Raw genomic sequence first — 22,099 nt, forward strand, 5'->3', positions numbered from 1 at the left:
CGGGTGGTCTTCATCCGCAGATTTTCTCCAGCAGCCAGATCTGCGCCGAGTGGGGCGCGGCTCCTTCTTCCGGTTCCAGCCTGCGGTAGCTGCCATCGGCCTGCAGTTCCCAGGCGTCGAGGTTGTCGGCCAGGTAGTTGTCCAGCACTTCTTCGTGAATCCTTTGCACCAGGACTGGAGAGAGGATCGGGAAACAGGCCTCCACCCGGCGCAGCAGGTTGCGCTCCAGCCAGTCGGCGCTGGCGCAGAACAGCTCCGGGTCGCCGTCGTTGGCAAACCAGTACGCCCGATGGTGTTCAAGGAAACGGCCGACGATCGAAATCACCCGGATATTGTCGGAGACGCCGGGCACGCCGGGACGCAGGGTGCAGGCTCCGCGTACCATCAGGGTGATCCGTACGCCCGCCTGCGAAGCGGCATACAGCGCCCGGATCACGCGCGGCTCGTTGAGGGCGTTCATCTTGGCGATGATGCGGGCAGGCCTGCCGGCACGCGCATGTTCCGTTTCACGCCCGATCCGGTCCAGTACCCCGGGATGCAGGGTGAAGGGCGATTGCAGCATGTGCTGCAGCTCGATCGCAGGTGCCAGCCCCGACAGCTGCATGAAGATCTGATGCACGTCACTGCCGATGCCGGGGTGGTCGGTCATCAGCCCCAGGTCGGTATAGCCGCGGGCGTTGGCCGGGTGATAGTTGCCGGTGCCAAGATGCACGTAACGGCGCAGTTTGCGGCCTTCCCGGCGCACGATCAGCAGCATCTTGGCGTGGGTCTTGAAGCCGACCACGCCGTAGACCACCTGTACGCCGGCCTCCTGCAGGCGTCCGGCCAGGCCCAGGTTGGCTTCTTCATCAAAGCGCGCCAGCAGCTCCACCACCACGGTCACGTCCTTGCCGTTGCGAGCAGCCTGGACCAGGTGTTCGACAATCGGAGAATCCTTGCCGGTGCGGTAAAGGGTCTGCTTGATCGCCAGCACGTTCGGATCTTCGGCCGCCTGTTTGATCAGTTCCAGCACCGGATTGAAGCTGTCGAACGGGTGGTGGAGCAGCACGTCCTCGTCGGCGATCAGGTCGAACATGGCGTCGCTGCCTGGCAGCTGGCGCGGCTGGAACGCCGGATACTTCAGTTCCGGGCGCTGCACCAGGTCATACACCTGCACCACGCGGCTCAGGTTGACCGGGCCCTTGATGCGGTACACCGCATTGTCCGGCAGGCCGAAGTTCTCCAGCAGGATGCGCACGATCGGTCGCGGGCAGTCGGAGGCGATTTCCAGCCGCATGGGTCGCTGGTAGCCGCGGCCGGCCAGCTCCTCGCGCAGGGCCAGGGCGAGGTTTTCCACCTCGTCCTCGTCCATGATCAGCTCGGAGTTGCGGGTCACCCGGAACTGGTAGGCACCCTTGACTTCCATGCCGGGAAACAGGTGGTGGACGAACTCGGACAGCACCGCTGACAGGAATACGAAGTCGTCTTCACCGCCCGAAACACGCGGTGGCAGCTTGATGATGCGCGGCAGTGACCGCGGCGCGCGCACGATGGCCAGGTTGCCGATGCGGCCGAACGCGTCCTTGCCTTTCAGCACGACCACCACGTTCAGCGACTTGTTGAGGATGCGCGGAAAGGGGTGCGCTGGATCCAGCCCCAGCGGCGAGAGCACGGGCATGATCTCGCTGTGGAAGTACGCCGCCAGCCAGCGCCTGTGGCGCGCGTTCCACTCACTGCGGGCGATGATGCGCACGCCCACGTCCGTCAGCGCAGGGCGCAGCTCGTCGTTCCAGCATGCGTATTGTTCGTCTACCAGCTCCGAGGCGCGCTCATGGATGCGGCGCAGCGCATTGGCCGGGGCGAGGCCGTCGGTGCCCGCCGGCAGGCCAAGCTCGCCGGCGTGACGCACGGCAGCGGCACGGATTTCAAAGAACTCGTCCAGGTTGGTGCAGGAGATGCACAGGAAACGCAGCCGCTCCAGCAGCGGCACGCTTTCGTCCTGCGCCTGGGCCAGGACCCGGAAGTTGAAATCCAGCTGCGCCAGTTCGCGATTCAGGTACAGCGCGGGATCGGCCAGCGGATCCTGCTCTTCGGTGACCGGCCCCTGGGCGGGCTGTGCGGATCGTCGCCCCGGGTCACGGGCCGACGCCGTGCCCTTGCGCCGGGATGCAGGGTTGCGCGGAGTCATGGGTCGATATCCTCGGGCGCCGTCCGCTGCAGGGTGCGCCCCGCGGGGAAGCGGCAGGTGAACAGGCTGCCCTGTCCGACTTCGCTGGAGATCTCGAGCCGGGCCTGATGCAGCTGCAATACGTGTTTGACGATCGCCAGGCCCAGGCCGGTGCCGCCCAGGTCGCGCGAGCGACTGCTGGACACACGGTAGAAGCGCTCGGTCAGGCGTTCCAGGTGTGATTCGGGGATGCCGTAGCCGCTGTCGCGCACCGACAGCATCACCCCGCCTTCCTCATCCAGGTCAATGACGATCGAAATGCTCCCGTCCGCAGGCGTATAGCGCACCGCGTTGGACACCAGATTGGAGAACGCGCTGTGAAGCTCACGCGGTGAACCGAGCAGGTCCACGCCCGCGCGGTCTTCAACGCTGATCACGTGCCGGCCCTTGCCGAGTGCCTCGGCTTCGCGCCGCAGGGTGGCCAGGGTTGAATCCAGCGCAACCACCTCATCGTTGATCGAGTCCTGTGACTCGAGCCGCGACAGGGTGAGCAGGTCTTCCACCAGCTGGGTCATGCGCTGCGACTGGCGCTGCATCTCGACCAGGATGGGCGCCCACTCCGGCTGTTCGGAAGGGTCGAGCATCTCCAGGTAGCCGTGGATGACGGTCAGTGGCGTGCGCAGTTCGTGGGAAACGTTGGCCACGAAGTCGCGGCGGATGTGTTCCAGATGCATCAGCTTGGTCACGTCGCGCGCCACCAGCAGCCACAGCTCGTCGGAATAGGGGATCAGGCGCAGGCTCAGGCGTATGCCAGGGCTGACCGGGGAGGGCGCGTCGAGCAACGGCTCGGCGTTGCGGCCGGCCGCCAGCCAGTGGGCGATTGGCAGCGGCCGCAAGCGTTCCCCGAGTGGCGCCTGGATGTCTTCGGGATAGTGCAGGCCGAGCAGGTCGCTGGCGGCTTCGTTGAACCACTGCACGCGCTGGGTGTTGCGCTCCAGCACCACCACCGCGTCGGGCAGGGCGGCCGCGGCGGCGCGGTAGGCGCGCAGCATTTCCACCAGCCGCTGGGCGCGATGGCGCTGTTCATCCTGGTTGCGGTGCAGCAGCTGCTGCAGGTCGCTCCACGCGTCGGTGCCGTGGTCCAGGGCCACGCGCTGGCGGGAAGCCAGGCGCCGCACCAGCCGCCGCAACCGCAGCTGCTGCCAGGCCAGCAGGCCCAGCGCGGCAATCGCCAGCGCCGGCCAGGGATGGCCGAGCACAAGGCCCAGGGCCAACGCAACGGCCAGCACGACCAGCGGCCGGGCCAGGGTCCTGCTCAAGGGAGGGTGCGCATGGGCGGACATCTCCATCAGTCTAGGCGCCCAGGCGGTGAATCACACAGCGGTCGAGAAGCGGTAACCGGCGCCTCGCACGGTCTGCACCATGCCCGACAGGCCGCTCGGCTCCAGGGTCTTGCGCAGGCGGCGGATATGCACGTCGACGGTGCGCTCCTCAACGTACACGCTGCCACCCCAGACGTGATCAAGCAGCTGCGCGCGCGAGTAGACCCGCTCGGGGTGGGTCATGAAGAAGTGCAGCAGGCGGAATTCCGTAGGGCCGATGTTGATCGGCTCCTCGTTGGCAAATACCCGGTGGGCAGCGCCATCGATACGCAGGCCGCCCAGGCTGACGCTGCCATCCTCGTCGTCTTCGCGCGAGCGGCGCATGACCGCGCGGATCCGGGCCAGCAGCTCGCGGGCGGAGAAAGGCTTGACCACATAGTCGTCCACGCCGGCTTCCAGTCCGCCAACCCGGTCGTCTTCCTCACCGCGGGCAGTGAGCATGATGATGGGCACCTCCCGGGTCAGCTCGTCGCGGCGCCAGCGCCGGGCCAGCTCAAGGCCGCTGGTGCCGGGCAGCATCCAGTCAAGCAGGATCAGGTCGGGGACCTTGTCGGCGATTGCGGACTGCGCCTGGCGGGCGTCACCCGCATGGACCGGCTCGTATTCGCCTTTGCGCAAAGCGAAAGCCACCATCTCGCGGATGGCGGGCTCGTCGTCGACGATCAGGATCCGTTTCTGCATGTGTTTTGTCACAACCTGCCTGCTTGACCGTAGTCTGGATTAGACGACAGATTTGTGACCGCATCATGACATTGGGGTCCAGAGGATCAGCGGCGGCGCAGGTCGTCGTCGCGAATCCCCTGGCGCTGCAGTTCCAGTACCGTCGGCGTGATGGCGGCGATCCGTGCGTCGATCCGGGCCCGTGCGTAGTAGTCCAGGTCATCGCGCTGGCGCAGGTTGTTGAGCTGGACCAGTGCCTGCTCGGCGCGGCCGCTCAGGTAGGCGGCTTCGGCCCAGGCTTCGCCAGCCCGGACCATATCGCCGGCGATCTCACTGATGCGGGCGAAAGTACGCTGGAACACCGGATCGTCCGCGGCCGAGCGCAGCAGGGGCCGCAACAGCGCCTGGGCGCGGACGCCGGCCTCCGGGGTATCGCGCTCCACCAGCACGGCGGCATAGGCCAGGGCCACGGCACGGTCGTTGGGCAGGCGCCGGACCATGTTTTCAAAGCGCTCGTCGGCTTCGTCCAGACGCCCCGATTTGGCCAGCGCCTCGGCCAAGCCAAGGGACAGCCAGCGATCACCCGGGTGATCCTGCAGCAGGGCAGCGAACTCGGTGGCAGCGCGAGCGGCCTCGCCCGCGCGCATGCGCGCCAGGGCCAGGCCGTAGCGCTGGGCGTCGGTGAGCGGCTCGGCGCGGCGCATAGCCTCATATTCGGTAATGGCCTGGCGGATGGTGTTGGCACTGAGTACGCGCATGCGCTCGCGTGCCCAGCCGAAGATGACCGGGTCCGCCGCACCCAGGTGCAGTGCGGGCAGCTGCATGTTGCCTGGCAGCAGGGGATTGCTGGGACGTCCTGGCGCCGGCGCAGTGACGTCGCCGCTGGGAATCCGGATGCGTTCGGTCAGTACCGCATCCGGCGTGGAGGTGGTGGCCACCACGCTGCCGCGGCCTGCGTACTGTTCCGCGCGCTGGCGCGCTTCGGCGATACGGGTGGTGGTGACCGGGTGGGTACGCAGGTAGTCCGGCAGGCGCTCGCGTTCGGTGCCCTGGTTGACGCGCGAAACGGCCTGCATGCGCTCGAACATGGTGGCCATGGAGTCCACGTCGTAACCGCTGCGGGCCAGGGTGCGCATGCCGATGCGATCGGCTTCGGATTCGTTGGAGCGGGTGTAATCGATCTGCCGCTGCAGGGCCAGGCCCTGGATCGAGGCGATCGCCGCCATGCCGGCATCGCCCGAAGAGCTGCTGTCGGTGCTGGCGGCCAGCGCAATCGCCCCAAGCATCGCCAACAGCATCGGCATGCTGTCGCGCTGCGCGCGCTCAACGCTGCGCAGGACGTGGTTCTGGGTGACGTGGACGATCTCGTGCGACATCACCGCGGCCACTTCATCTTCGGTTTCCGCGGTGAGTACCAGCCCGACGTTGACGCCGATATAGCCGCCCAGGGTGGCGAAGGCGTTGATCGAGCGGTCGCGCATCATGAAGAAGGTGAACGACTGGCGCGGCTGGTCGCTGGCCGAAGCCAGGCGGTTGCCGGTGGTGCGCAGCCAGTGATCGACCAGCGGGTCCTCCAGCACCATGTCGTAGTGGCGCAGCTGGGCCAGCAGCATTTCGCCATATTCCTCCTGCTGCGAGGGGCTGAGCACCGTGCCGGCCGAGGAGCCGATATCAGGCAGCCTGTTGTCCTGCGCCGCGGCATGGCTGCCGGCGAAGACCAGGGTGAGGAGGGTGGCGATCAGGAAAGCGCGCATCTATGTTCGAATCGGATCCGGGGTTCAAGGTACTGAGGGAGGATGACGCCCGTGGCCGGGCAGCGAGTGAATCACCCGTTAATCTTCATCTGCAAGGGCGCGGCGAGGGGCTCTGCGCCGGCAGTGTACGAGCCCGCACTGGAAAAACCGTCCGGTCATACCCACACTTTGGACATCTTTCGCCGTATCAAGTTTCCGGAGCCTGCCTTGGACAACGCCCAGACCGCCGCCCAGCCCCCCATCACCCTCTATACCAGCGCCATCTGCGCCTACTGCAATGCGGCCAAGCAGTTCCTCAAGGGACGCGGCCTTGAGTGGACCGAGGTGCGGATCGACCAGGACCCGGCCGAGCGCGAGCGCATGGTCGAACGGACCGGTCGTACCTCGGTGCCGCAGATCTTTTTCGGCCAGGCCCACGTGGGCGGCTATGACGACATGATTGCGCTGCACCGCGCCGGCAAGCTGGACGCGCTGCTGTCCGGCGATGTGCCGCAGGACGGTGCATGAGCGCGGAGACCGAGGGCGACCGCGTCGCCGAGTTCACCGCCTTCCGTGAGCGCATGAACAAGCGCATCCTGGACGAGCCCAACCAGGTGGTGCGCCGGTTCTTCGCCCTGGACACCCAGGCCTATGCCGACGGCGCGCTGGATGTGAAGACCAAGGAGCTGCTGGGCCTGGTGGCTTCGCTGGTGCTGCGCTGCGATGACTGCATCAGCTATCACGTGGCCCAGTGCCGTGGTGCTGGCGCCACCCGCCAGGAGCTGTTCGAAACCTTCTCGATCGGCCTGGTGGTGGGTGGCTCCATCGTGATCCCGCACCTGCGGCGCGCGGTGGACTTCCTTGACCAGCTGGAACGCGGTGAGGCGGAGGCTCCTGCGGGACATTCGCACGACTGAGCCGGCCCGCACTGCAGGCGTCCGGGCGTTCCGGCATAATTGGCGGCTCACTTTCAATCACGCGCCGTGGGCTCGCTGCGGTGCCTTTCTGCACGGAAATCCCCCCCAATGTCCCAGAAAATCACGGTGATCCGCGGCGACGGCATCGGCCCGGAAATCATGGATGCCACCTTGTTTGTGCTCGACGCGATGGATCTCGGCCTGAGCTATGAAGAGGCCGACGCCGGCTTGGCCGCGATGGAAAAGCACGGCGAACTGCTGCCTGCGGCCACCCTGGAGTCGATCCAGCGCAACAAGGTTGCGCTCAAGAGCCCGCTGACCACGCCGGTCGGCGAGGGCTTCAGCTCGATCAACGTCGCCCTGCGCCGCCATTTCGACCTGTACGCCAACGTGCGTCCGGCCAAGAGCTACCCCAATACCCTTGCCCGCTTCCCGGGTGAGGTTGATCTGATCACCGTGCGTGAGAACACCGAAGGCGCCTACATCGGTGAAGGCCAGCAGATCACCGAGGACGGCGAGACCGCGACCCTGACCTCGAAGGTCACCCGCAAGGGTTCCGACCGCATCGTCCGCTACGCCTTTGAACTGGCCCGCAGCACCGGCCGCAAGAAGGTCACCGTGGTGCACAAGGCCAACATCCTCAAGACCACTTCGGGCCTGTTCCTGAAGGTGGCGCGCGAGGTGGCCGCCGAGTACCCGGACATCGAGTGCAGCGAGATGATCGTCGACAACGCCTGCATGCAGCTGGTGATGCGCCCGGAGCAGTTCGACGTCATCGTCACCACCAACCTGTTCGGCGACATCGTTTCCGACCTGTGTGCCGGTCTGATCGGTGGCCTGGGCCTGACCCCGGGCGCGAACATCGGCCATGAGGTTGCCATTTTCGAGGCCGTGCACGGCACCGCCCCGGACATCGCCGGGCAGGGCAAGGCCAACCCGGGCGCGCTGCTGCTGGGCGCAGCACAGATGCTTGACCATCTGGGCATGCCCGACCAGGCCGAGCGCCTGCGCCAGGCCATGGTGGCCACCCTGCAGGCCAAGGATTCGCTGACCGCGGACCTGGGCGGCACCGGCACCACCATGGGCTACGCCAAGGCCATCGTCAGCCGGCTCTGAGCCTGATGCTGCCGTGCCGGAACGCCTGCTGCGCTCCGGCACGGTTGGGGCGACGTTCCATTTTTCGCACGCGAGTGTCCCGGCGCGGTCAGTGACGCGCGCGGCCAAGCCGATCACAATCGGTGCCTTCGCTTTGGGGAACGCCTGTCCATGACCACCCGCGCAAGCGCGCTGGCGCTCACGCCGCTGCTGCTGTTTCTGGCCCTGTTTTTCGGAGCCGGCCTGTACTTCACCGCCCAGGGCGAGCCGATGGGCTTCTACCAGCTGCGTGCGCCGGTGGCGATCCTGCCGGCGCTGGCGCTGGCCGCCTGCCTGGCGCACTTCCGCGGGATCAAGGCGGTGGAAGTGCTGCTGCAAGGCATGGGCGATTCCAACATCGTGCTGATGTGCCTGATCTACCTGCTGGCAGGGGCGTTTGCCTATGTATCCAATGCGATTGGTGCGGTGGATGCGGTCGTGGCGCTCGGTCTGGGGGCATTGCCGGCTTCGCTGGTCATGCCTGGCCTGTTCCTGCTGGCCTGCTTCATCTCCCTTGCAATCGGCTCCTCGATGGGCACCGTCGCAGCGGTGGTGCCCATTGCACTGGGCGTGGCCGATGCTGCGGGGTTCGATCGGGCGCTGGTCGTGGGTGCGGTGATCGGAGGGGCGATGTTCGGGGACAACCTGTCGGTGATCTCGGATACCACCATCGCCGCGACCCGCACCCAGGGTGCACAGATGCGCGACAAGTTCCGGGAGAACTTCCGGATCGCGATGCCAGCTGCGCTGGCCACCATGGGCCTGCTGCTGTTCATGGGGGATGCGGCTCCGGTGGAGCATGTGGGCGCGGGGATTTCGCCATGGTTGGCGCTGCCTTATCTGGTGGTGCTGGTGCTGGCGGTGGCCGGCCTGGACGTGCTCGTGGTGCTGGCGATCGGCCTGGCGCTGGCAGGCGTGTTCGGGCTGGTGCTGGGAGATGGCTACGACGCGGTGGCCTACGTGGGCGATATCTGGATGGGCTTTGACAGCATGGTGGAGATCCTGCTGCTGTCGCTGCTGATCGGCGGGTTGAGCGCGTTGATGAAAGCCAGCGGCGGGCTGGCCTGGCTGACGCAGATGATCTCGCGCATCGCCCGCGGCCATCGCGGCCGGCGGACGGGGGAGTTCAGCATCGCGGCGCTGTCGGCCACCACCGATGCGTTCACCGCCAACAACACCGTGGCGATCCTGATCAGCGGCAGCGTTGCGAAGGATATCGCCGAGCAGCACGGGATCAGCCCACGTCGCTCGGCGAGCGTGCTGGATATCTTTGCCTGCGTGATGCAGGGGGTGTTGCCGTACGGCGCGCAGATCCTGCTGGCGGCCTCGCTGGCGGCGGTCTCGCCGCTGGCGCTGGCCGGGAAGGTCTATTACTGCTGGATCCTCGCGGTGGTGGCGATCGGATTCATGCTATGGCCGACGAAGCCGGCCCCCACTCCACAGGAGCGCGGCATCCCGTAGGAGCGCGCCACGCGCGCGAAGCCGCGTGAATCCTATCGGCAAGAAGAAGCTTCGGACGCTACGCCGGGACCGGCGCGCCACCGCGGCGCTCAACGTCACGCGGTGGCGCGCTCCTACCGTGCGGCGACGAAAAAAGGGCGCCACCGGGGCGCCCTTTTTTCATGAAGCCTGCGAAGTCCGTCAGTTGCGTGAGTTCAGCTTGGCCAGCAGGCGCAGGAACTCGATGTACAGCCACACCAGGGTGACCATCAGGGCGAAGGCGCCGTACCACTCCATGTATTTGGGCGCGCCGCGTTCCACCCCGGTTTCGATCAGGTCGAAGTCCAGCACCAGGTTCAGAGCCGCGATCACCACCACGAACAGGCTGAAGCCGATCCCGATCAGTCCCGACTCGTGGATCATCGGAATGTTGATGCCGAACAGGCCCAGCACGATCGAGGCCAGGTACACCAGCATGATCCCGCCGGTGGCCGCCACCACGCCCATCTTGAACTTCTCGGTGGGCTTGATCAGCCCCGAGCGGTAGGCGAAGAGCATGACGAACAGGGTGGCGAAGGTGAGCATCACCGCCTGCATCACAATGCCTTCGTACATGTGGTTGAACATCGCCGAGATCGCGCCGAGGAAAAAGCCCTCGACCAGTGCGTACAGCGGCGCGGTGACCGGCGCCCATTCCTTCTTGAACACCGTGACCAGGGCCAGCACGAAGCCGCCGATGAGGCCGCCCCACATGTACAGTCCGAGACCCGGAGCGGGCTCGCCGGTCGGGGTCAACGCCTGGCTCCATGCCCAGGCAGCGGTGAGCAGGGCGAGCAGCAACAGCAGGCCGGTCTTGTTGGCGGTGCCGTTGAGGGTCATCACCTGGTCAGGACGGGATACGACAGTGCCGCTGCCCAGGTCCAGGAATGTGGATTCCTTGAGGGCGGGATTTCCGCTACGCATGGATACCTCTTTGATTTGTTCGAATGGATGCTGGCGCAGAGGATACACGTGAAGGGGTGGATTCCTGATGGCGGCGCCCATAACAGGACAGGGCGGGAACTTGATTGACACCGGCCCGCACGCCCCGGACAATACGCGGTTCCCGAGCCGACGATGCAAGTCGCCGGCACATTCAGGAATGGACCGTTCGGCATCGCCGGGGTATAGCGCAGTCTGGTAGCGCGCCTGCTTTGGGAGCAGGATGTCGGGGGTTCGAATCCCTCTACCCCGACCACCGGTCGCCACGGACGGGAGTCGATGCGACAATTCCGGCGCGGGCGCCCGTAGCTCAACCGGATAGAGCACCGGCCTTCTAAGCCGGTGGTTGCAGGTTCGAGTCCTGCCGGGCGCGCCAATCCAGCGGCGCGAAGCGGTTCGTAAAGTGTTTCAGATGTGGTGGCTGTAGCTCAGATGGTTAGAGCACCGGATTGTGATTCCGGGGGTCGGGGGTTCGAATCCCCTCAGCCACCCCAGTTTTTCATGGCATCGGTGTTTTTCGATTGCCATCCGGGAAATGCGCCGTTACACTGCGCCACCCGATTTACCCGGGCCGTTAGCTCAGTTGGTAGAGCATCGGACTCTTAATCCGCTGGTCGATGGTTCGAATCCATCACGGCCCACCAGTTCCGAAGGCGCCCGGCACAGCCGGGCGTTTTTCGTTGTGGCGAAGGTAGAATCGGCACGTGATCGCGAAAGTGGCGGAATTGGTAGACGCACCAGATTTAGGTTCTGGCGGGTAGTCCCCGTGGGGGTTCGAGTCCCCCCTTTCGCACCATCCCCAAGGCAGGAACGGCGCATCCAGGCGCGGGTGGACCGGCCTCCGCGAGTCGCGCGGATCCCGCCACCCTGTAGCGTCCGCCCCCCGAATCCGCCACAATATCCCGTTCCGCTGGACCCCGGGCTGAGCTACGCCACCCCGGTTCCGGTACCCCAACAACGATGAAATTCCCGGCCCAGGGCCGCGGTGCAGGAGTGGTTATGCAAGTTTCGGTCGAATCCACCGGCAATCTCGAGCGCCGGATGACTTTCCAGGTTCCGGCAGAACAGTTGGAAAGCGATGTTGGCGGCCGCCTGCGCGAAATGGCCGGCACCGCCCGCATCAAGGGCTTCCGGCCGGGCAAGGTGCCTACCAGCGTGATCAAGCAGCGCTTTGGCGCGCAGGTCCGTGCCGAGGTACTGGACCGCCTGCTGCGCGAGCAGTTTGATGGCGCCATCCGTGCCAATGAGCTGCGCGTGGCCGGGAGCCCGCGCATCGAGCCCGCCGAAGGGGATGATGAGTTCTCCTATGTGGCCACCTTCGAAGTCGTTCCGGACTTCGGCGAGATCGACGTCTCCAAGCTGTCCGTGGTCCGTCATACCGGTGAAGTCGCCGACGAAGATATCGACCGCATGATCGACAACCTGCGCCAGCAGCGCAGGAGCTGGACCGCGGTGACCCGTCCGGCCGCCGAGGGTGACGCGGTGGACATCGAGACCTGGTCGCAGGCCGGCGACGAACGCCTGCCGGCGGAAGGCTCCGAAAAGGGCACGCTGGTGATCGGTTCGGGTGCGATGCTGCCGGCGCTGGAAGAGGCGCTGGTGGGCATGTCCGCCGGTGAGGAAAAGACCGTCGAGGTCGAGTTCCCGGCCGACTGGCGCGTGTCGCAACTGGCCGGCAAGATGGCCCAGGCCCACCTGAAGGTGGAGCGGGTGTCGGAAGAGATGCTGCCCGAGGTCGATGCCGACTTCATCAAGAGCTTCGGTGTGAAGAAGGGCGAACTGGAGCAGTTCCGCACCGAAATCCGCACCAACCTGGAGCGCGAGCTCAAGGGCGCCCTGATGAGCCGCCTGCGCCGCGAAGTTGGCGAGCAGCTGGTGGCCACCTGGGAGCATGTGGACCTGCCTCCGCGCCTGGTTGAAAACGAGGCCCGTGCCCTGGCCGAGGACGCGCTGCAGCAGGCCCGCCGCCAGGGTCGCCAGGAGCCTGACCTGGAAGCGGACGCGCACAAGCAGTTCATGGAAGTGGCGCGTCGGCGCGTTCTGATGGGCCTGCTGGTAGGCGAAGTCGCCCGCACCAACAAGCTGATGCTTGACCCCAAGCGCCTGAATGAAACCCTGCGCCTGATCGCTTCCACCTACGAGGAACCGGAGCAGGTCATTGAGTTGTACCGCAACGACCCCCAACTCATGACAGGATTGCAGAACCGGGTGATGGAAGAGCAGGTGATCGACTGGATCGCCGAGCGCGCCCAGCACACCGACGAGAAATTGACCTTCCAGGAAGCGATCGCGCCGCAGGCGTGACCGTTCCTTTCACGGCGGTAACCCCGCCTTTCCAAGCCGGATACCAGACAGCATGATCAACCAGCCCAAGGCCCTCAACCTCGTCCCGATGGTGGTCGAACAGACCAGCCGCGGAGAGCGCGCGTACGACATCTATTCGCGTTTGCTCAAGGAGCGGGTGATCTTCCTGGTTGGTCCGGTTGATGATCACGTGGCCAACGTGATCGTCGCCCAGCTGCTGTTCCTGGAGGCCGAGAATCCTGAGAAGGACATCAGCCTGTACATCAACTCGCCGGGCGGCATCGTCACCGCCGGGCTGGCGATCTACGACACCATGCAGTTCATCAAGCCGGACGTAAGCACCATCTGCGTCGGCCAGGCGGCCAGCATGGGCGCGCTGCTGCTGGCGGCCGGTGCCAAGGGCAAGCGCTACGCGTTGCCGAACTCCAGGATCATGATCCACCAGCCGCTGGGCGGCTTCCAGGGCCAGGCCACCGACATCGAGATCCATGCCCGCGAGATCCTCTCGCTCAAGCAGCGCTTGAACGAGATCCTCTCGCGCCACACCGGGCAGAGCATGGATACCATCTCGGCCGATACCGAGCGCGACAACTTCAAGAGCGCCGAGGGCGCGCGCGAGTACGGCCTGGTCGACGAAGTGCTCGAGCGTCGTCCCGAAGAGACCATCCAGCCTGGCTGAGATGTCTCCAGCTGTCTGTCTGCGTACTGGCAGTGCTACGCGTAAAGCACCGGCAAACAACAGGTTTCCGCGCGCCGGTGCGGCGCTGGCGTGGCGTAATCGCTATGCTATTCTCAAATCGATCCAGCGCCACAGGGCGCCGTACCAGCGGGTAAGCAACGCATGAGCAATGACTCCCAGGGCCGTTCCGGCGACAGCAGCAAGATCCTCTACTGTTCTTTCTGTGGAAAGAGCCAGCACGAGGTGCGCAAGCTGATTGCGGGCCCCAGCGTGTTCATCTGTGATGAGTGCGTGGAGCTGTGCAACGACATCATCCGCGAGGAGCTTGAGGAAAAGGCCCAGTCGGCGCGCAGCTCGCTGCCCAAGCCGAAGGAAATCCTCGAGGTGCTGGACGAATACGTGATCGGCCAGAAGCGGGCAAAGCGCACCTTGGCGGTGGCTGTCTACAACCACTACAAGCGCATCGAAAGCAGGCAGAAGAGTGACGAGGTCGAACTGGCCAAGTCCAACATCCTGCTGGTCGGCCCCACCGGTTCGGGCAAGACGCTGCTGGCCGAGACCCTGGCCCGCATGCTCAACGTGCCGTTCACCATGGCCGACGCCACCACGCTGACCGAAGCCGGTTACGTGGGTGAGGACGTTGAGAACATCATCCAGAAGCTGCTGCAGAAGTGCGACTACGACGTCGAGAAGGCGCAGCAGGGCATCGTGTACATCGACGAGATCGACAAGATCTCGCGCAAGAGCGAGAACCCATCGATCACCCGCGACGTGTCCGGCGAAGGCGTGCAGCAGGCGCTGCTCAAGCTGATCGAGGGCACCATGGCCAGCGTACCGCCGCAGGGTGGGCGCAAGCATCCGCAGCAGGAGTTCCTGCAGGTCGATACCAGCAACATCCTGTTCATCGTGGGTGGCGCATTCGCCGGCCTGGACAAGATCATCCAGCAGCGCACCAGCGACGGTGGCGGCATCGGTTTCTCGGCCAAGGTCAGGAGCAGCGAGCGCAAGGCCGACACCGGCAAGGTGTTGGCCGACGTGGAGCCCGAAGACCTGATCAAGTTCGGCCTGATCCCCGAGTTCGTCGGCCGCCTGCCGGTGGTCGCCACGCTCGAGGAACTGGATGAGGAAGCACTGATCAAGATCCTCACCGAGCCGAAGAACGCCATCACCAAACAGTTCAAGAAGCTGTTCGAGATGGAAGGCGCGGAACTGGAGTTCCGCGAGGACGCCCTGGCCGCCATCGCGCGCAAGGCGATCAAGCGCAAGACCGGTGCGCGCGGGCTGCGCACCATCGTCGAATCGGTGCTGCTGGACACCATGTACGAGCTGCCGTCACTTGAGAACGTGAGCAAGGTGGTAGTGGACGAGTCGGTGATCGAGCACAAGTCCGAGCCGTACCTCATCTACCAGAACCCGCCTTCGCAGAAGGTGGCCTCGGCCGAATAGCAGGAAGGATTCCCACGGCGGGCACAGGGCCCGCCGATCGTGCAAGGAGCGCATGATGGCAAGGAACTGGATCGTGGTCGGGGACCCGACCAGCAGCGGCGGCAGCGTCATCACCGGCTCGCCGTTCACCGATATCGACGGCATTCCCGTGGCCCGGGTCAACGACCAGGCCACCTGCCCAAGTCACAAGGGCGCCTTTCCCATAGTTGACGGCGACTCCACCCTGATCGTGGACGGCCAGCCCGTGGCCCTGCACGGCAGCTCGCTGGCCTGTGGCTGCAAGGTGCTGTCGGCGCAGCAGGTGCGGGTGTTTGTGGATGCGGGTGGAGGGGGAGCGAGCGGAACGGGTGGGCTGGCATCTTCAGCGGCGGTTGCAGGCGTTGCAGCAGCAGTTGCGAAACTGCGCAATGCCGCTGAGGAGACTGCGACGAGTGCCCCGGTGGGTGAGTTCGATCAGGGGCTGTGTCTCGTTGACGGGTCTGGGCGGGCGCTGTGCGGTACCGCCTATGCCCTTCACCTGGAGGATGGATCCTGTCTTGAAGGGCGGACGGATGATGCCGGGAACACGGCCCGCGTGGTCACGCAAACGCCACAGCGGATCGTCAAGGTCGTTTTGAATCCGGAAGATGTGGTGTGCTGCCCCGCGCATGCCCATCACTGCCCGGAGTCATTGGATCCGCTCGAGATCGCATTGGAAGGAGTGACGACCAGTGCGGAAGGGTTTGGAGTTTCGGTTCACCAGGTGACGACTCCCAAAGGTGAGGCGCGGGGACTGACCCAGGGGGAGATCGCGATGTCGCGTCTGGTATTTGGCGACGCCATCGATTATTCAAAAGTCCGGATCCACAACCAGGAATACCTGTGGTTCGGACTGCAGCCGGACGACACGGCGATGGCTCCGAATGGGCACATCTACTTCAATCCGAAGTACTTCAAGGAAGACTTTTCGTCGTCCACTCTTTCCGATCAGATGTGGCTCATGCACGAAATGACGCACGTTTGGCAGCATCAGCTCGGGTATCCCGTGAAGTGGCGGGGAGCCCTGAGAATGGGACTCTCCTACAGGTACAAGCTTGAGCCCGGTAAAAAGCTCGGCGACTTCAACATGGAGGCGCAGGGAAACATCCTTGCTGACTATTACGTCCTGAAGTTCAAGGGCCTGCCTGGCATGCTCGCGGAGGCCAATCACAGAAACGACCCCCAGGCCTTGGCATTGTTCGAACAGGTACTGGCTGAATTTATCGAGCGTCCCAGCGACAGGCGGAACCTGCCATGACAAAAAGCTTTTCCGGGTCTTGGAAATGGATACTCTCTGCGCTGATTGTGTTGAGCATGCCGACGGCTTGCCAGGCCAGCCTGAAGATGTGGGATGCGAAGGTTGAGAACAGGCAGGGCGTGCCGTGTTTTTCGCCGGCCGAGGTTCCAACAGGCGACAGGGAGCTCCTGCGCGTGGCGTTGATTTCCGTTTCAGAGATTCATGCGGATGGCTCGGAGGCAAGAATCGTATGGATGGCGAGTGCCGGATCCCCGGACGGAGCGGCCTTGTCCCAGGGGGGGTGCCTGGAGTACGGGCTCGAACCAGACATGGCCACCGACGTTGAGGCCAAGGCTTTGCAGGCCGGTAAGCGATACGAGGTTTTCCTGAATACAGACGTGGGGGAGCGCCGGGACAACATGCGCTTCCGCGCCTATTTCTGCCTCTCCGGCCGGGAAGAGGATCCCATTGTTCCCGTCCAATGGAATGAAGAGCTGGGCAGCTACCCATGGGAGAAGTGCAGGTCGGGACAGCCGGCCAGCGCTGGAAGATCGCGATAGTCCGAAGTTCGCTGACAACCTCCGCGGGGAGCGAAGTGGTATTCGCGTTTCGATCCTTCCGGACACAGTCCAGAGAGGGCAGATCAGTTGGTGAAGGAACGGGCGCGGGGTGCTTGCATCCTTACCCTGGGGGCCCCATAACGGAAGGCATGCCGGATGAAGCCGGCCCTGAACATGAATTTCCGGAGCCCTGATGAGCACTCCCACTACCGAAATCCTTGAACTGCCGGTGCTGCCGCTGCGCGACGTCGTGGTGTTTCCGCACATGGTGATCCCGCTGTTCGTTGGCCGGGACAAGTCCATCCGTGCGCTGGACATGGCCATGGAAGGCGACAAGCGCATCCTGTTGGTGGCGCAGAAGTCGGCCGATGTGGACGACCCCGCCGCCGACGACGTGTACGCCACCGGCACCCTGGCGCAGGTGCTGCAACTGCTGAAGCTGCCCGACGGCACCATCAAGGTGCTGGTGGAAGGCGTGTCCCGCGCTGCGATCAGCGAGGTGACCGAGCGCGATGGCAGCCTGGTGGGACAGGGCGTCGAAATCGAGACGAGCGACGGGCGCGAGGCGCGTGAGATCGAGGCGGTTGCCCGTTCGCTCATGACCCTGTTCGAGCAGTATGTGAAAACCAGCCGCAAGCTGCCGCCGGAGCTGCTGCAGACGGTCTCGGGCATCGACGAGCCGGGACGCCTGGCCGACACGATCGCCGCGCACCTGGGCGTGCGCCTGGCCGACAAGCAGAAGCTGCTGGAGACAGCAGAGATCGGTGACCGCCTGGAGGCCTTGGTGGGCCTGGTGGACGGTGAGATCGACGTGCAGCAGATGGAAAAGCGCATCCGCGGCCGCGTGAAGGGGCAGATGGAGAAGAGCCAGCGCGAGTACTACCTCAACGAGCAGATGAAGGCGATCCAGAAGGAGCTGGGCGAGATCGACGACGCGCCCAACGACATGGAAGAGATCGCCCGCAAGATTGCCGAGGCCGGCATGCCCAAGGAGGTCGAGGCCAAGGCGAAGAGCGAGTTCAACAAGCTCAAGCAGATGTCGCCCATGTCGGCCGAGGCCGCGGTGGTGCGCAACTACCTGGAATGGGTGCTCGGCGTGCCGTGGAAGAAGCGCAGCCGCGTGCGCAAGGACCTCAACGTAGCCCAGGAAGTGCTGGACGCCGACCACTACGGCCTTGAGAAGGTGAAGGAAAGGATCCTCGAATACCTGGCCGTGCAGACCCGGGTGAAGAACATGAAGGGCGCGATCCTGTGCCTGGTCGGCCCGCCGGGCGTGGGCAAGACCTCGCTTGGCCAGTCGATCGCCAAGGCCACGAACCGCAAGTTCGTGCGCATGAGCCTGGGTGGTGTGCGCGACGAGGCCGAGATCCGCGGTCACCGCCGCACCTACGTGGGTTCGATGCCGGGCCGCATCGTGCAGAACCTCACCAAGGCCGGCACCAAGAACCCGCTGTTCGTGCTCGATGAGATCGACAAGATGTCGATGGACTTCCGCGGCGATCCGTCCTCGGCACTGCTGGAGGTGCTGGACCCGGAGCAGAACGACGCCTTCAACGATCACTACCTGGAGGTGGACCTGGACCTGTCGGAGGTGATGTTCATCGCCACCGCCAACTCGCTCAACATCCCCGGCCCGCTGCTGGATCGTATGGAAGTGATCCGCATCCCCGGCTACACCGAGGAAGAGAAGCTCAACATTGCGATGCGCTACCTGCTGCGCAAGCAGTTCAAGGCCAACGGCCTGAAGGAAGAGGAGCTGAAGATTGCCGAAGGTGCGATCCGCGACATCGTGCGCTACTACACGCGCGAGTCCGGCGTGCGCAACCTGGAGCGCGAGATCGCCAAGATCTGCCGCAAGGTGGTCAAGGAAATTGCGCTGGCCGGTCCGAAGAAGAAGGTCAAGGCGATCAGCGTCACTTCGAAGAACCTGGAGAAGTACTTGGGCGTGCGCCGCTTCGACTTTGGCCGCGCAGAGCAGGACAACGAGGTCGGCATGGTCACCGGCCTGGCCTGGACCGAGGTGGGCGGCGATCTGCTGCAGATCGAAGCTACCCACATGCAGGGCAAGGGCAACCTGATCCTCACCGGCCAGCTGGGCGACGTGATGAAGGAATCCGCATCCGCTGCGCACTCCATCGTGCGCGCGCGCGCGGATCAGATCGACGTTGACATTGAATGGCTGCAGAAGCGCGACATCCACGTGCACGTGCCGGATGGCGCGACCCCGAAGGATGGTCCGAGCGCAGGCATTGCCATCACCACGGCGCTGGTCTCCATGCTGGCCAAGATCCCGGTGCGCTCGGATGTGGCCATGACCGGTGAGATCACCCTGCGTGGCAAGGTGACCGAGATCGGCGGGCTGAAAGAGAAGCTGCTGGCGGCCCTGCGCGGAGGCATCCGTACGGTCATCATTCCCGAGGACAACCGCAAGGACCTGACTGATCTGCCGAAAAACGTGACCGAAGACCTGGAGATCATTCCGGTGAAGTGGATCGAGGAAGTGCTCGACATTGCGTTGGAACGACCGCTGCCGCAGCGAGCGGCAAAGGCGGCGGAAGGCGTGATCGCCAAGCCGGCAAAAGCGCGTGAAAGGGCACCCGTCAGCAAGCATTGACGCATGCGCGAGGCTGTGGCAGGGAGGCTGAAAGTGGCGCGGTTGTGGGATTTTTCGGTTGCGTGCCGATGGCGCGCACTGGTATAAAGTCACCTGTCAGCGGCTTCATCCAGCGGGTTGGCCGCTCCGCATCGAGCGTTTGGCCGTTCGAAATCAACGCGACCCGGGTCGCATCAGGAGTTACGAAAGACATGACGAAGAAGAGTGACATCATCGAAGCCGTGGCCGCCAAGGCTGGCCTTACCCGCGCCGACGCGACCAGCGCCGTGGATACGGTGTTCGATACCATTACCAGCACCCTCGGCCGCGGCGACAGCGTTGCCATCGCCGGCTTCGGCACCTTCGAAGTGCGCGACCGCGCTGCACGTACCGGCCGCAACCCGCGCACCGGCGAAGAGATCCAGATCCCGGCCGCAAAGAATCCTGCATTCAAGGCTGGCAAAGCTCTGAAAGACGCTGTAAACTAATCGTCTTAGTCGGGGTGCTTAGCTCAGTGGTAGAGCGTCGCCCTTACAAGGCGAGGGTCGGGGGTTCGAAACCCTCAGCACCCACCACGCCAGGCTTCAAAAGGTTTCAAGTGCGGAGCGGTAGTTCAGTTGGTTAGAATGCTGGCCTGTCACGCCGGAGGTCGCGGGTTCGAGTCCCGTCCGCTCCGCCATTTACGACCCAAAAACCCCTGCTTCGGCAGGGGTTTTTGCTTTTAAGGATTTTCATCCACAGCGCATGATCGTGCCCTCCAGCAGCCCAGCGCCTGCGGTGGTGCAATCCGGTTTAAAATGCGCGGCTACCTCCAGGGTCTGTACATACAATGCTGCAAGCACTCAGAGACAAGATGACCGGTTGGATCGCGATTGGAATCGTGATCCTGCTGGCAATTCCGTTCGCCTTCTTCGGGATGGAGCAGTACCTGTTCCAGAGCGGCGCCAGTTACGCGGCCAAGGTGGAAGCCCCGCCTTCGTGGTGGCGCGGCGCTCCCGACCTGTGGCCGGTCCGCAAGCTGGTGTGGAGCAGCGAAACTATCGAGGCCGAAGACTTCCGGCGGGCATTCGAACAGGAGCGGCAGCAGCGCCGCATCCAGCTGGGCGACGCGTATGATCCGCGCAGCTTCGAATCCATCGAGAGCCGTCGCCAGGTGCTTGAGGGGCTGATCGACCAGACCGTGCTGAGGCTGACTGCCGACAGCCGTGGCATTGCGGTCGGCAATGCGCAGGTCGCTGCGCAGATCCAGCAGATCCCCGCATTCCAGGTGGATGGCCGGTTCGACCTGCAGCGTTACCAGGTGGCACTGCAGTCGCAGGTACCGGCGCAGAGCCCGGCCCAATTCGAGAATCTGGTCCGCGAGAGCCTGCAGCAGTCGCTGATCCCGGTGCAGGTAGCCGAGTCGGCATTCGTGACCCGGGCCAGGATCGACCGGTTGCTGGTACTGCTTGGCGAGCGCCGCGATGTGTCTTTTGCGGTGATCCCGGCGCCCGAGCCCGACGCGGAAGAGGTTGGCGACGAGGAGATCCAGGCCTGGTACCAGGCCAACAGCGCCGAGTATCGCGCGCCCGAGACGGTCACCATCGAATACATCGAAATGCAGGCCGCGGGCCTGGCGATCGAAGATGAGCCGACGGAAGAAGAATTGCGGGCTCATTTTGCGAGCGAGCGCGCGCGCTTTGCTGGCGATGAACAGCGTCTGGCATCGCACATCCTGATTGAAGTGCCGGCCGACGCCACAACCGCGGAGTCGCAGGCAGCGGAAGCCCGGGCGCGCGAGCTGGCCGAGCAGGCCGCGGCTGCGGATGCGGACTTCGCTGCGCTGGCCCGCGAGCATTCGGCGGACTTCGGTTCGGCCGAAATGGGCGGTGACCTGGGTTGGGTGCAGCCGGGTGAAATGGTGCCCGAGTTCGAGCAGGCGCTGTTCGAAATGGAGCCGGGCGACGTGCACGGACCGGTCAGGACCGACTTCGGCTGGCACGTATTGCAGCTGCGCGAAGTGCAGGGCGGCGGCGACACGGTCGCGTTTGAAGACGTGCGCGACCAGCTGCTGGAGGAGTTGTCGGGCAGCGCACGCGAGCGTGCCTACAGCAATCTGGTGGGGACCGTGGTGGATCAGGCCTACCGCGATCCGAACTCACTGGCGCCCGCAGCGGCGATCGGCGGGTTCGAGGTGAAGCAGGCCGGGCCGTTCGCCCGTGGCGAAGGAGAGGGCGTAATTGCCCATCCGGCGCTGCAGCGCGCTGCGTTCACGGAAAGCCTGATCGAGGACCAGACGGTCAGCGATCCGATCGATATCGGCCCAAACCACAGCGTCCTGATCCGCGTGACTGGACATTCCCCTGAGCGCGCCCGCCCGCTGGAGGAGGTCCGCGACGAGGTGATTACCGCGATCCGCGTGGACCGCGCCACCAACCGCGCCATCGCCCAGGCTGACGGCATGATCGAGCGCATGCGCCAGGGTGCCTCGCTGAGCGGGATTGCCGAGGAAGAAGAGCTGGCCGTGCAGGAAGTGCCTGGCGTGCCGCGTGGTACGCCGGTGCCGCATCCAGCCGCGGTTGAAGCCTACTTCTCCGCCGAAGCGCCGGCAGAGGGTGGCACCACTCCCGGCAAGGTGGTGCTGGATGACGGCCATATCGTGGTGTTTGAAGTGACCGCGGTGAACCCGGGCAATCCCGAGGACGCCAGTGAGCAGGAGCGCGCCATGCTGGCCCAGCAACTGCAGGTGGCTGCCGGCAACGATGCGGCGGAGTCGGTGCTGCGAGCCCTGCGCCAGCAGATGAAAGTGACGGTGATCGAATCCCAGCTCTGAGCGGGGCGGTCACGTAACGGCCTCCCGCGCCTGCTGGCGCAGGAGGCAAAAAAAGAC

The 22,099-nt window shown here is 64.8% G+C and carries 17 protein-coding genes and 7 tRNA genes; 19 read left to right on the forward strand and 5 right to left on the reverse strand.

The annotated features are described in order from the left end of the window. Positions 1-10: 10 nt before the first annotated feature. From ppk1 to ACW7G2_RS00360, 4 genes are all read right to left on the reverse strand, one after another. Positions 11-2,167 (reverse strand): polyphosphate kinase 1, encoded by a 2,157-nt coding sequence (gene ppk1 / locus ACW7G2_RS00345; protein WP_456971584.1) that lies wholly within the window; start codon positions 2,165-2,167, stop codon positions 11-13. Next, on the reverse strand, positions 2,164-3,489 hold the full coding sequence (gene phoR / locus ACW7G2_RS00350) for a phosphate regulon sensor histidine kinase PhoR (RefSeq protein WP_456972204.1): 1,326 nt from the start codon (positions 3,487-3,489) through the stop codon (positions 2,164-2,166). Before phoR ends, ppk1 begins: the two co-directional genes overlap by 4 nt. A gap of 30 nt (positions 3,490-3,519) precedes the next feature. Next, the gene (phoB, locus tag ACW7G2_RS00355; protein WP_456971586.1) at positions 3,520-4,209 is read right to left on the reverse strand and encodes a phosphate regulon transcriptional regulator PhoB; all 690 of its coding nucleotides are present in this window, start codon (positions 4,207-4,209) and stop codon (positions 3,520-3,522) included. An 86-nt stretch (positions 4,210-4,295) separates the two neighbouring features. Further along, on the reverse strand, positions 4,296-5,942 hold the full coding sequence (locus ACW7G2_RS00360; RefSeq protein WP_456971588.1) for a M48 family metalloprotease: 1,647 nt from the start codon (positions 5,940-5,942) through the stop codon (positions 4,296-4,298). 207 nt (positions 5,943-6,149) lie between these two features. Between ACW7G2_RS00360 and grxC the strand changes: the two genes are divergently transcribed. The 4 genes from grxC to ACW7G2_RS00380 all read left to right on the forward strand — a co-directional run bounded on the left by grxC (position 6,150) and on the right by ACW7G2_RS00380 (position 9,433). After that, positions 6,150-6,449 (forward strand): glutaredoxin 3, encoded by a 300-nt coding sequence (grxC, locus tag ACW7G2_RS00365; RefSeq protein WP_456971590.1) that lies wholly within the window; start codon positions 6,150-6,152, stop codon positions 6,447-6,449. After that, the gene (locus tag ACW7G2_RS00370) at positions 6,446-6,838 is read left to right on the forward strand and encodes a carboxymuconolactone decarboxylase family protein (protein ID WP_456971592.1); all 393 of its coding nucleotides are present in this window, start codon (positions 6,446-6,448) and stop codon (positions 6,836-6,838) included. Before grxC ends, ACW7G2_RS00370 begins: the two co-directional genes overlap by 4 nt. A gap of 108 nt (positions 6,839-6,946) precedes the next feature. After that, positions 6,947-7,954 (forward strand): isocitrate dehydrogenase, encoded by a 1,008-nt coding sequence (locus tag ACW7G2_RS00375; protein WP_456971594.1) that lies wholly within the window; start codon positions 6,947-6,949, stop codon positions 7,952-7,954. 150 nt (positions 7,955-8,104) lie between these two features. Next, complete coding sequence (locus ACW7G2_RS00380) at positions 8,105-9,433, forward strand: Na+/H+ antiporter NhaC family protein (RefSeq protein ID WP_456971596.1); 1,329 nt, start codon at positions 8,105-8,107, stop codon at positions 9,431-9,433. Between the two features lie 180 nt (positions 9,434-9,613). Here the strand turns inward: ACW7G2_RS00380 and ACW7G2_RS00385 are convergent, their stop codons facing one another. Then, positions 9,614-10,375, reverse strand: coding sequence for a Bax inhibitor-1/YccA family protein (locus tag ACW7G2_RS00385; protein WP_456971598.1), 762 nt, complete (start codon positions 10,373-10,375; stop codon positions 9,614-9,616). A 197-nt stretch (positions 10,376-10,572) separates the two neighbouring features. Between ACW7G2_RS00385 and ACW7G2_RS00390 the strand changes: the two genes are divergently transcribed. The 15 genes from ACW7G2_RS00390 to ACW7G2_RS00460 all read left to right on the forward strand — a co-directional run bounded on the left by ACW7G2_RS00390 (position 10,573) and on the right by ACW7G2_RS00460 (position 22,042). Beyond that, a tRNA-Pro gene (locus ACW7G2_RS00390) sits at positions 10,573-10,649 on the forward strand. 43 nt (positions 10,650-10,692) lie between these two features. Beyond that, positions 10,693-10,769, forward strand: a tRNA-Arg gene (locus ACW7G2_RS00395). Positions 10,770-10,810: 41 nt separating this feature from the next. Next, positions 10,811-10,887: transfer RNA gene (locus tag ACW7G2_RS00400), tRNA-His, on the forward strand. Between the two features lie 74 nt (positions 10,888-10,961). Continuing rightward, positions 10,962-11,037, forward strand: a tRNA-Lys gene (locus ACW7G2_RS00405). 66 nt (positions 11,038-11,103) lie between these two features. Then, positions 11,104-11,189, forward strand: a tRNA-Leu gene (locus ACW7G2_RS00410). 203 nt (positions 11,190-11,392) lie between these two features. Beyond that, on the forward strand, positions 11,393-12,697 hold the full coding sequence (tig, locus tag ACW7G2_RS00415) for a trigger factor (RefSeq protein WP_456971600.1): 1,305 nt from the start codon (positions 11,393-11,395) through the stop codon (positions 12,695-12,697). Positions 12,698-12,749: 52 nt separating this feature from the next. Then, the gene (gene clpP / locus ACW7G2_RS00420; RefSeq protein WP_456971602.1) at positions 12,750-13,376 is read left to right on the forward strand and encodes an ATP-dependent Clp endopeptidase proteolytic subunit ClpP; all 627 of its coding nucleotides are present in this window, start codon (positions 12,750-12,752) and stop codon (positions 13,374-13,376) included. 162 nt (positions 13,377-13,538) lie between these two features. Continuing rightward, the gene (clpX, locus tag ACW7G2_RS00425; RefSeq protein WP_456971604.1) at positions 13,539-14,822 is read left to right on the forward strand and encodes an ATP-dependent Clp protease ATP-binding subunit ClpX; all 1,284 of its coding nucleotides are present in this window, start codon (positions 13,539-13,541) and stop codon (positions 14,820-14,822) included. Between the two features lie 55 nt (positions 14,823-14,877). Then, a complete protein-coding gene (locus ACW7G2_RS00430; protein ID WP_456971606.1) occupies positions 14,878-16,098 on the forward strand; it encodes a PAAR domain-containing protein in 1,221 nt (406 codons plus the stop codon). Beyond that, entirely contained in the window at positions 16,095-16,637 is a 543-nt protein-coding gene (locus tag ACW7G2_RS00435) for a hypothetical protein (RefSeq protein ID WP_456971608.1), read from the forward strand. The genes ACW7G2_RS00430 and ACW7G2_RS00435 overlap by 4 nt, the downstream gene beginning before the upstream one ends. A gap of 193 nt (positions 16,638-16,830) precedes the next feature. Further along, on the forward strand, positions 16,831-19,251 hold the full coding sequence (gene lon / locus ACW7G2_RS00440) for an endopeptidase La (protein ID WP_456971610.1): 2,421 nt from the start codon (positions 16,831-16,833) through the stop codon (positions 19,249-19,251). A gap of 191 nt (positions 19,252-19,442) precedes the next feature. Continuing rightward, complete coding sequence (locus ACW7G2_RS00445; RefSeq protein ID WP_343258166.1) at positions 19,443-19,718, forward strand: HU family DNA-binding protein; 276 nt, start codon at positions 19,443-19,445, stop codon at positions 19,716-19,718. Positions 19,719-19,730: 12 nt separating this feature from the next. After that, positions 19,731-19,805, forward strand: a tRNA-Val gene (locus ACW7G2_RS00450). A 27-nt stretch (positions 19,806-19,832) separates the two neighbouring features. Further along, positions 19,833-19,909 (forward strand) — tRNA-Asp (locus ACW7G2_RS00455). 150 nt (positions 19,910-20,059) lie between these two features. After that, complete coding sequence (locus tag ACW7G2_RS00460) at positions 20,060-22,042, forward strand: SurA N-terminal domain-containing protein (RefSeq protein WP_456971612.1); 1,983 nt, start codon at positions 20,060-20,062, stop codon at positions 22,040-22,042. The last annotated feature ends 57 nt before the right edge of the window (positions 22,043-22,099 follow it).

Source organism: Luteimonas sp. A277 (genome assembly GCF_054052045.1).

Coding starts and splice junctions, on each gene's coding strand:
- ppk1 (WP_456971584.1), bottom strand. CDS start 2,167: ATGACTCCGCGCAACCCTGCATCCCGGCGCAAGGGCACGGCGTCGGCC.
- phoR (WP_456972204.1), bottom strand. CDS start 3,489: ATGTCCGCCCATGCGCACCCTCCCTTGAGCAGGACCCTGGCCCGGCCG.
- phoB (WP_456971586.1), bottom strand. CDS start 4,209: ATGCAGAAACGGATCCTGATCGTCGACGACGAGCCCGCCATCCGCGAG.
- ACW7G2_RS00360 (WP_456971588.1), bottom strand. CDS start 5,942: ATGCGCGCTTTCCTGATCGCCACCCTCCTCACCCTGGTCTTCGCCGGC.
- ACW7G2_RS00370 (WP_456971592.1), top strand. CDS start 6,446: ATGAGCGCGGAGACCGAGGGCGACCGCGTCGCCGAGTTCACCGCCTTC.
- ACW7G2_RS00375 (WP_456971594.1), top strand. CDS start 6,947: ATGTCCCAGAAAATCACGGTGATCCGCGGCGACGGCATCGGCCCGGAA.
- ACW7G2_RS00380 (WP_456971596.1), top strand. CDS start 8,105: ATGACCACCCGCGCAAGCGCGCTGGCGCTCACGCCGCTGCTGCTGTTT.
- ACW7G2_RS00385 (WP_456971598.1), bottom strand. CDS start 10,375: ATGCGTAGCGGAAATCCCGCCCTCAAGGAATCCACATTCCTGGACCTG.
- tig (WP_456971600.1), top strand. CDS start 11,393: ATGCAAGTTTCGGTCGAATCCACCGGCAATCTCGAGCGCCGGATGACT.
- clpP (WP_456971602.1), top strand. CDS start 12,750: ATGATCAACCAGCCCAAGGCCCTCAACCTCGTCCCGATGGTGGTCGAA.
- clpX (WP_456971604.1), top strand. CDS start 13,539: ATGAGCAATGACTCCCAGGGCCGTTCCGGCGACAGCAGCAAGATCCTC.
- ACW7G2_RS00430 (WP_456971606.1), top strand. CDS start 14,878: ATGGCAAGGAACTGGATCGTGGTCGGGGACCCGACCAGCAGCGGCGGC.
- ACW7G2_RS00435 (WP_456971608.1), top strand. CDS start 16,095: ATGACAAAAAGCTTTTCCGGGTCTTGGAAATGGATACTCTCTGCGCTG.
- lon (WP_456971610.1), top strand. CDS start 16,831: ATGAGCACTCCCACTACCGAAATCCTTGAACTGCCGGTGCTGCCGCTG.
- ACW7G2_RS00445 (WP_343258166.1), top strand. CDS start 19,443: ATGACGAAGAAGAGTGACATCATCGAAGCCGTGGCCGCCAAGGCTGGC.
- ACW7G2_RS00460 (WP_456971612.1), top strand. CDS start 20,060: ATGCTGCAAGCACTCAGAGACAAGATGACCGGTTGGATCGCGATTGGA.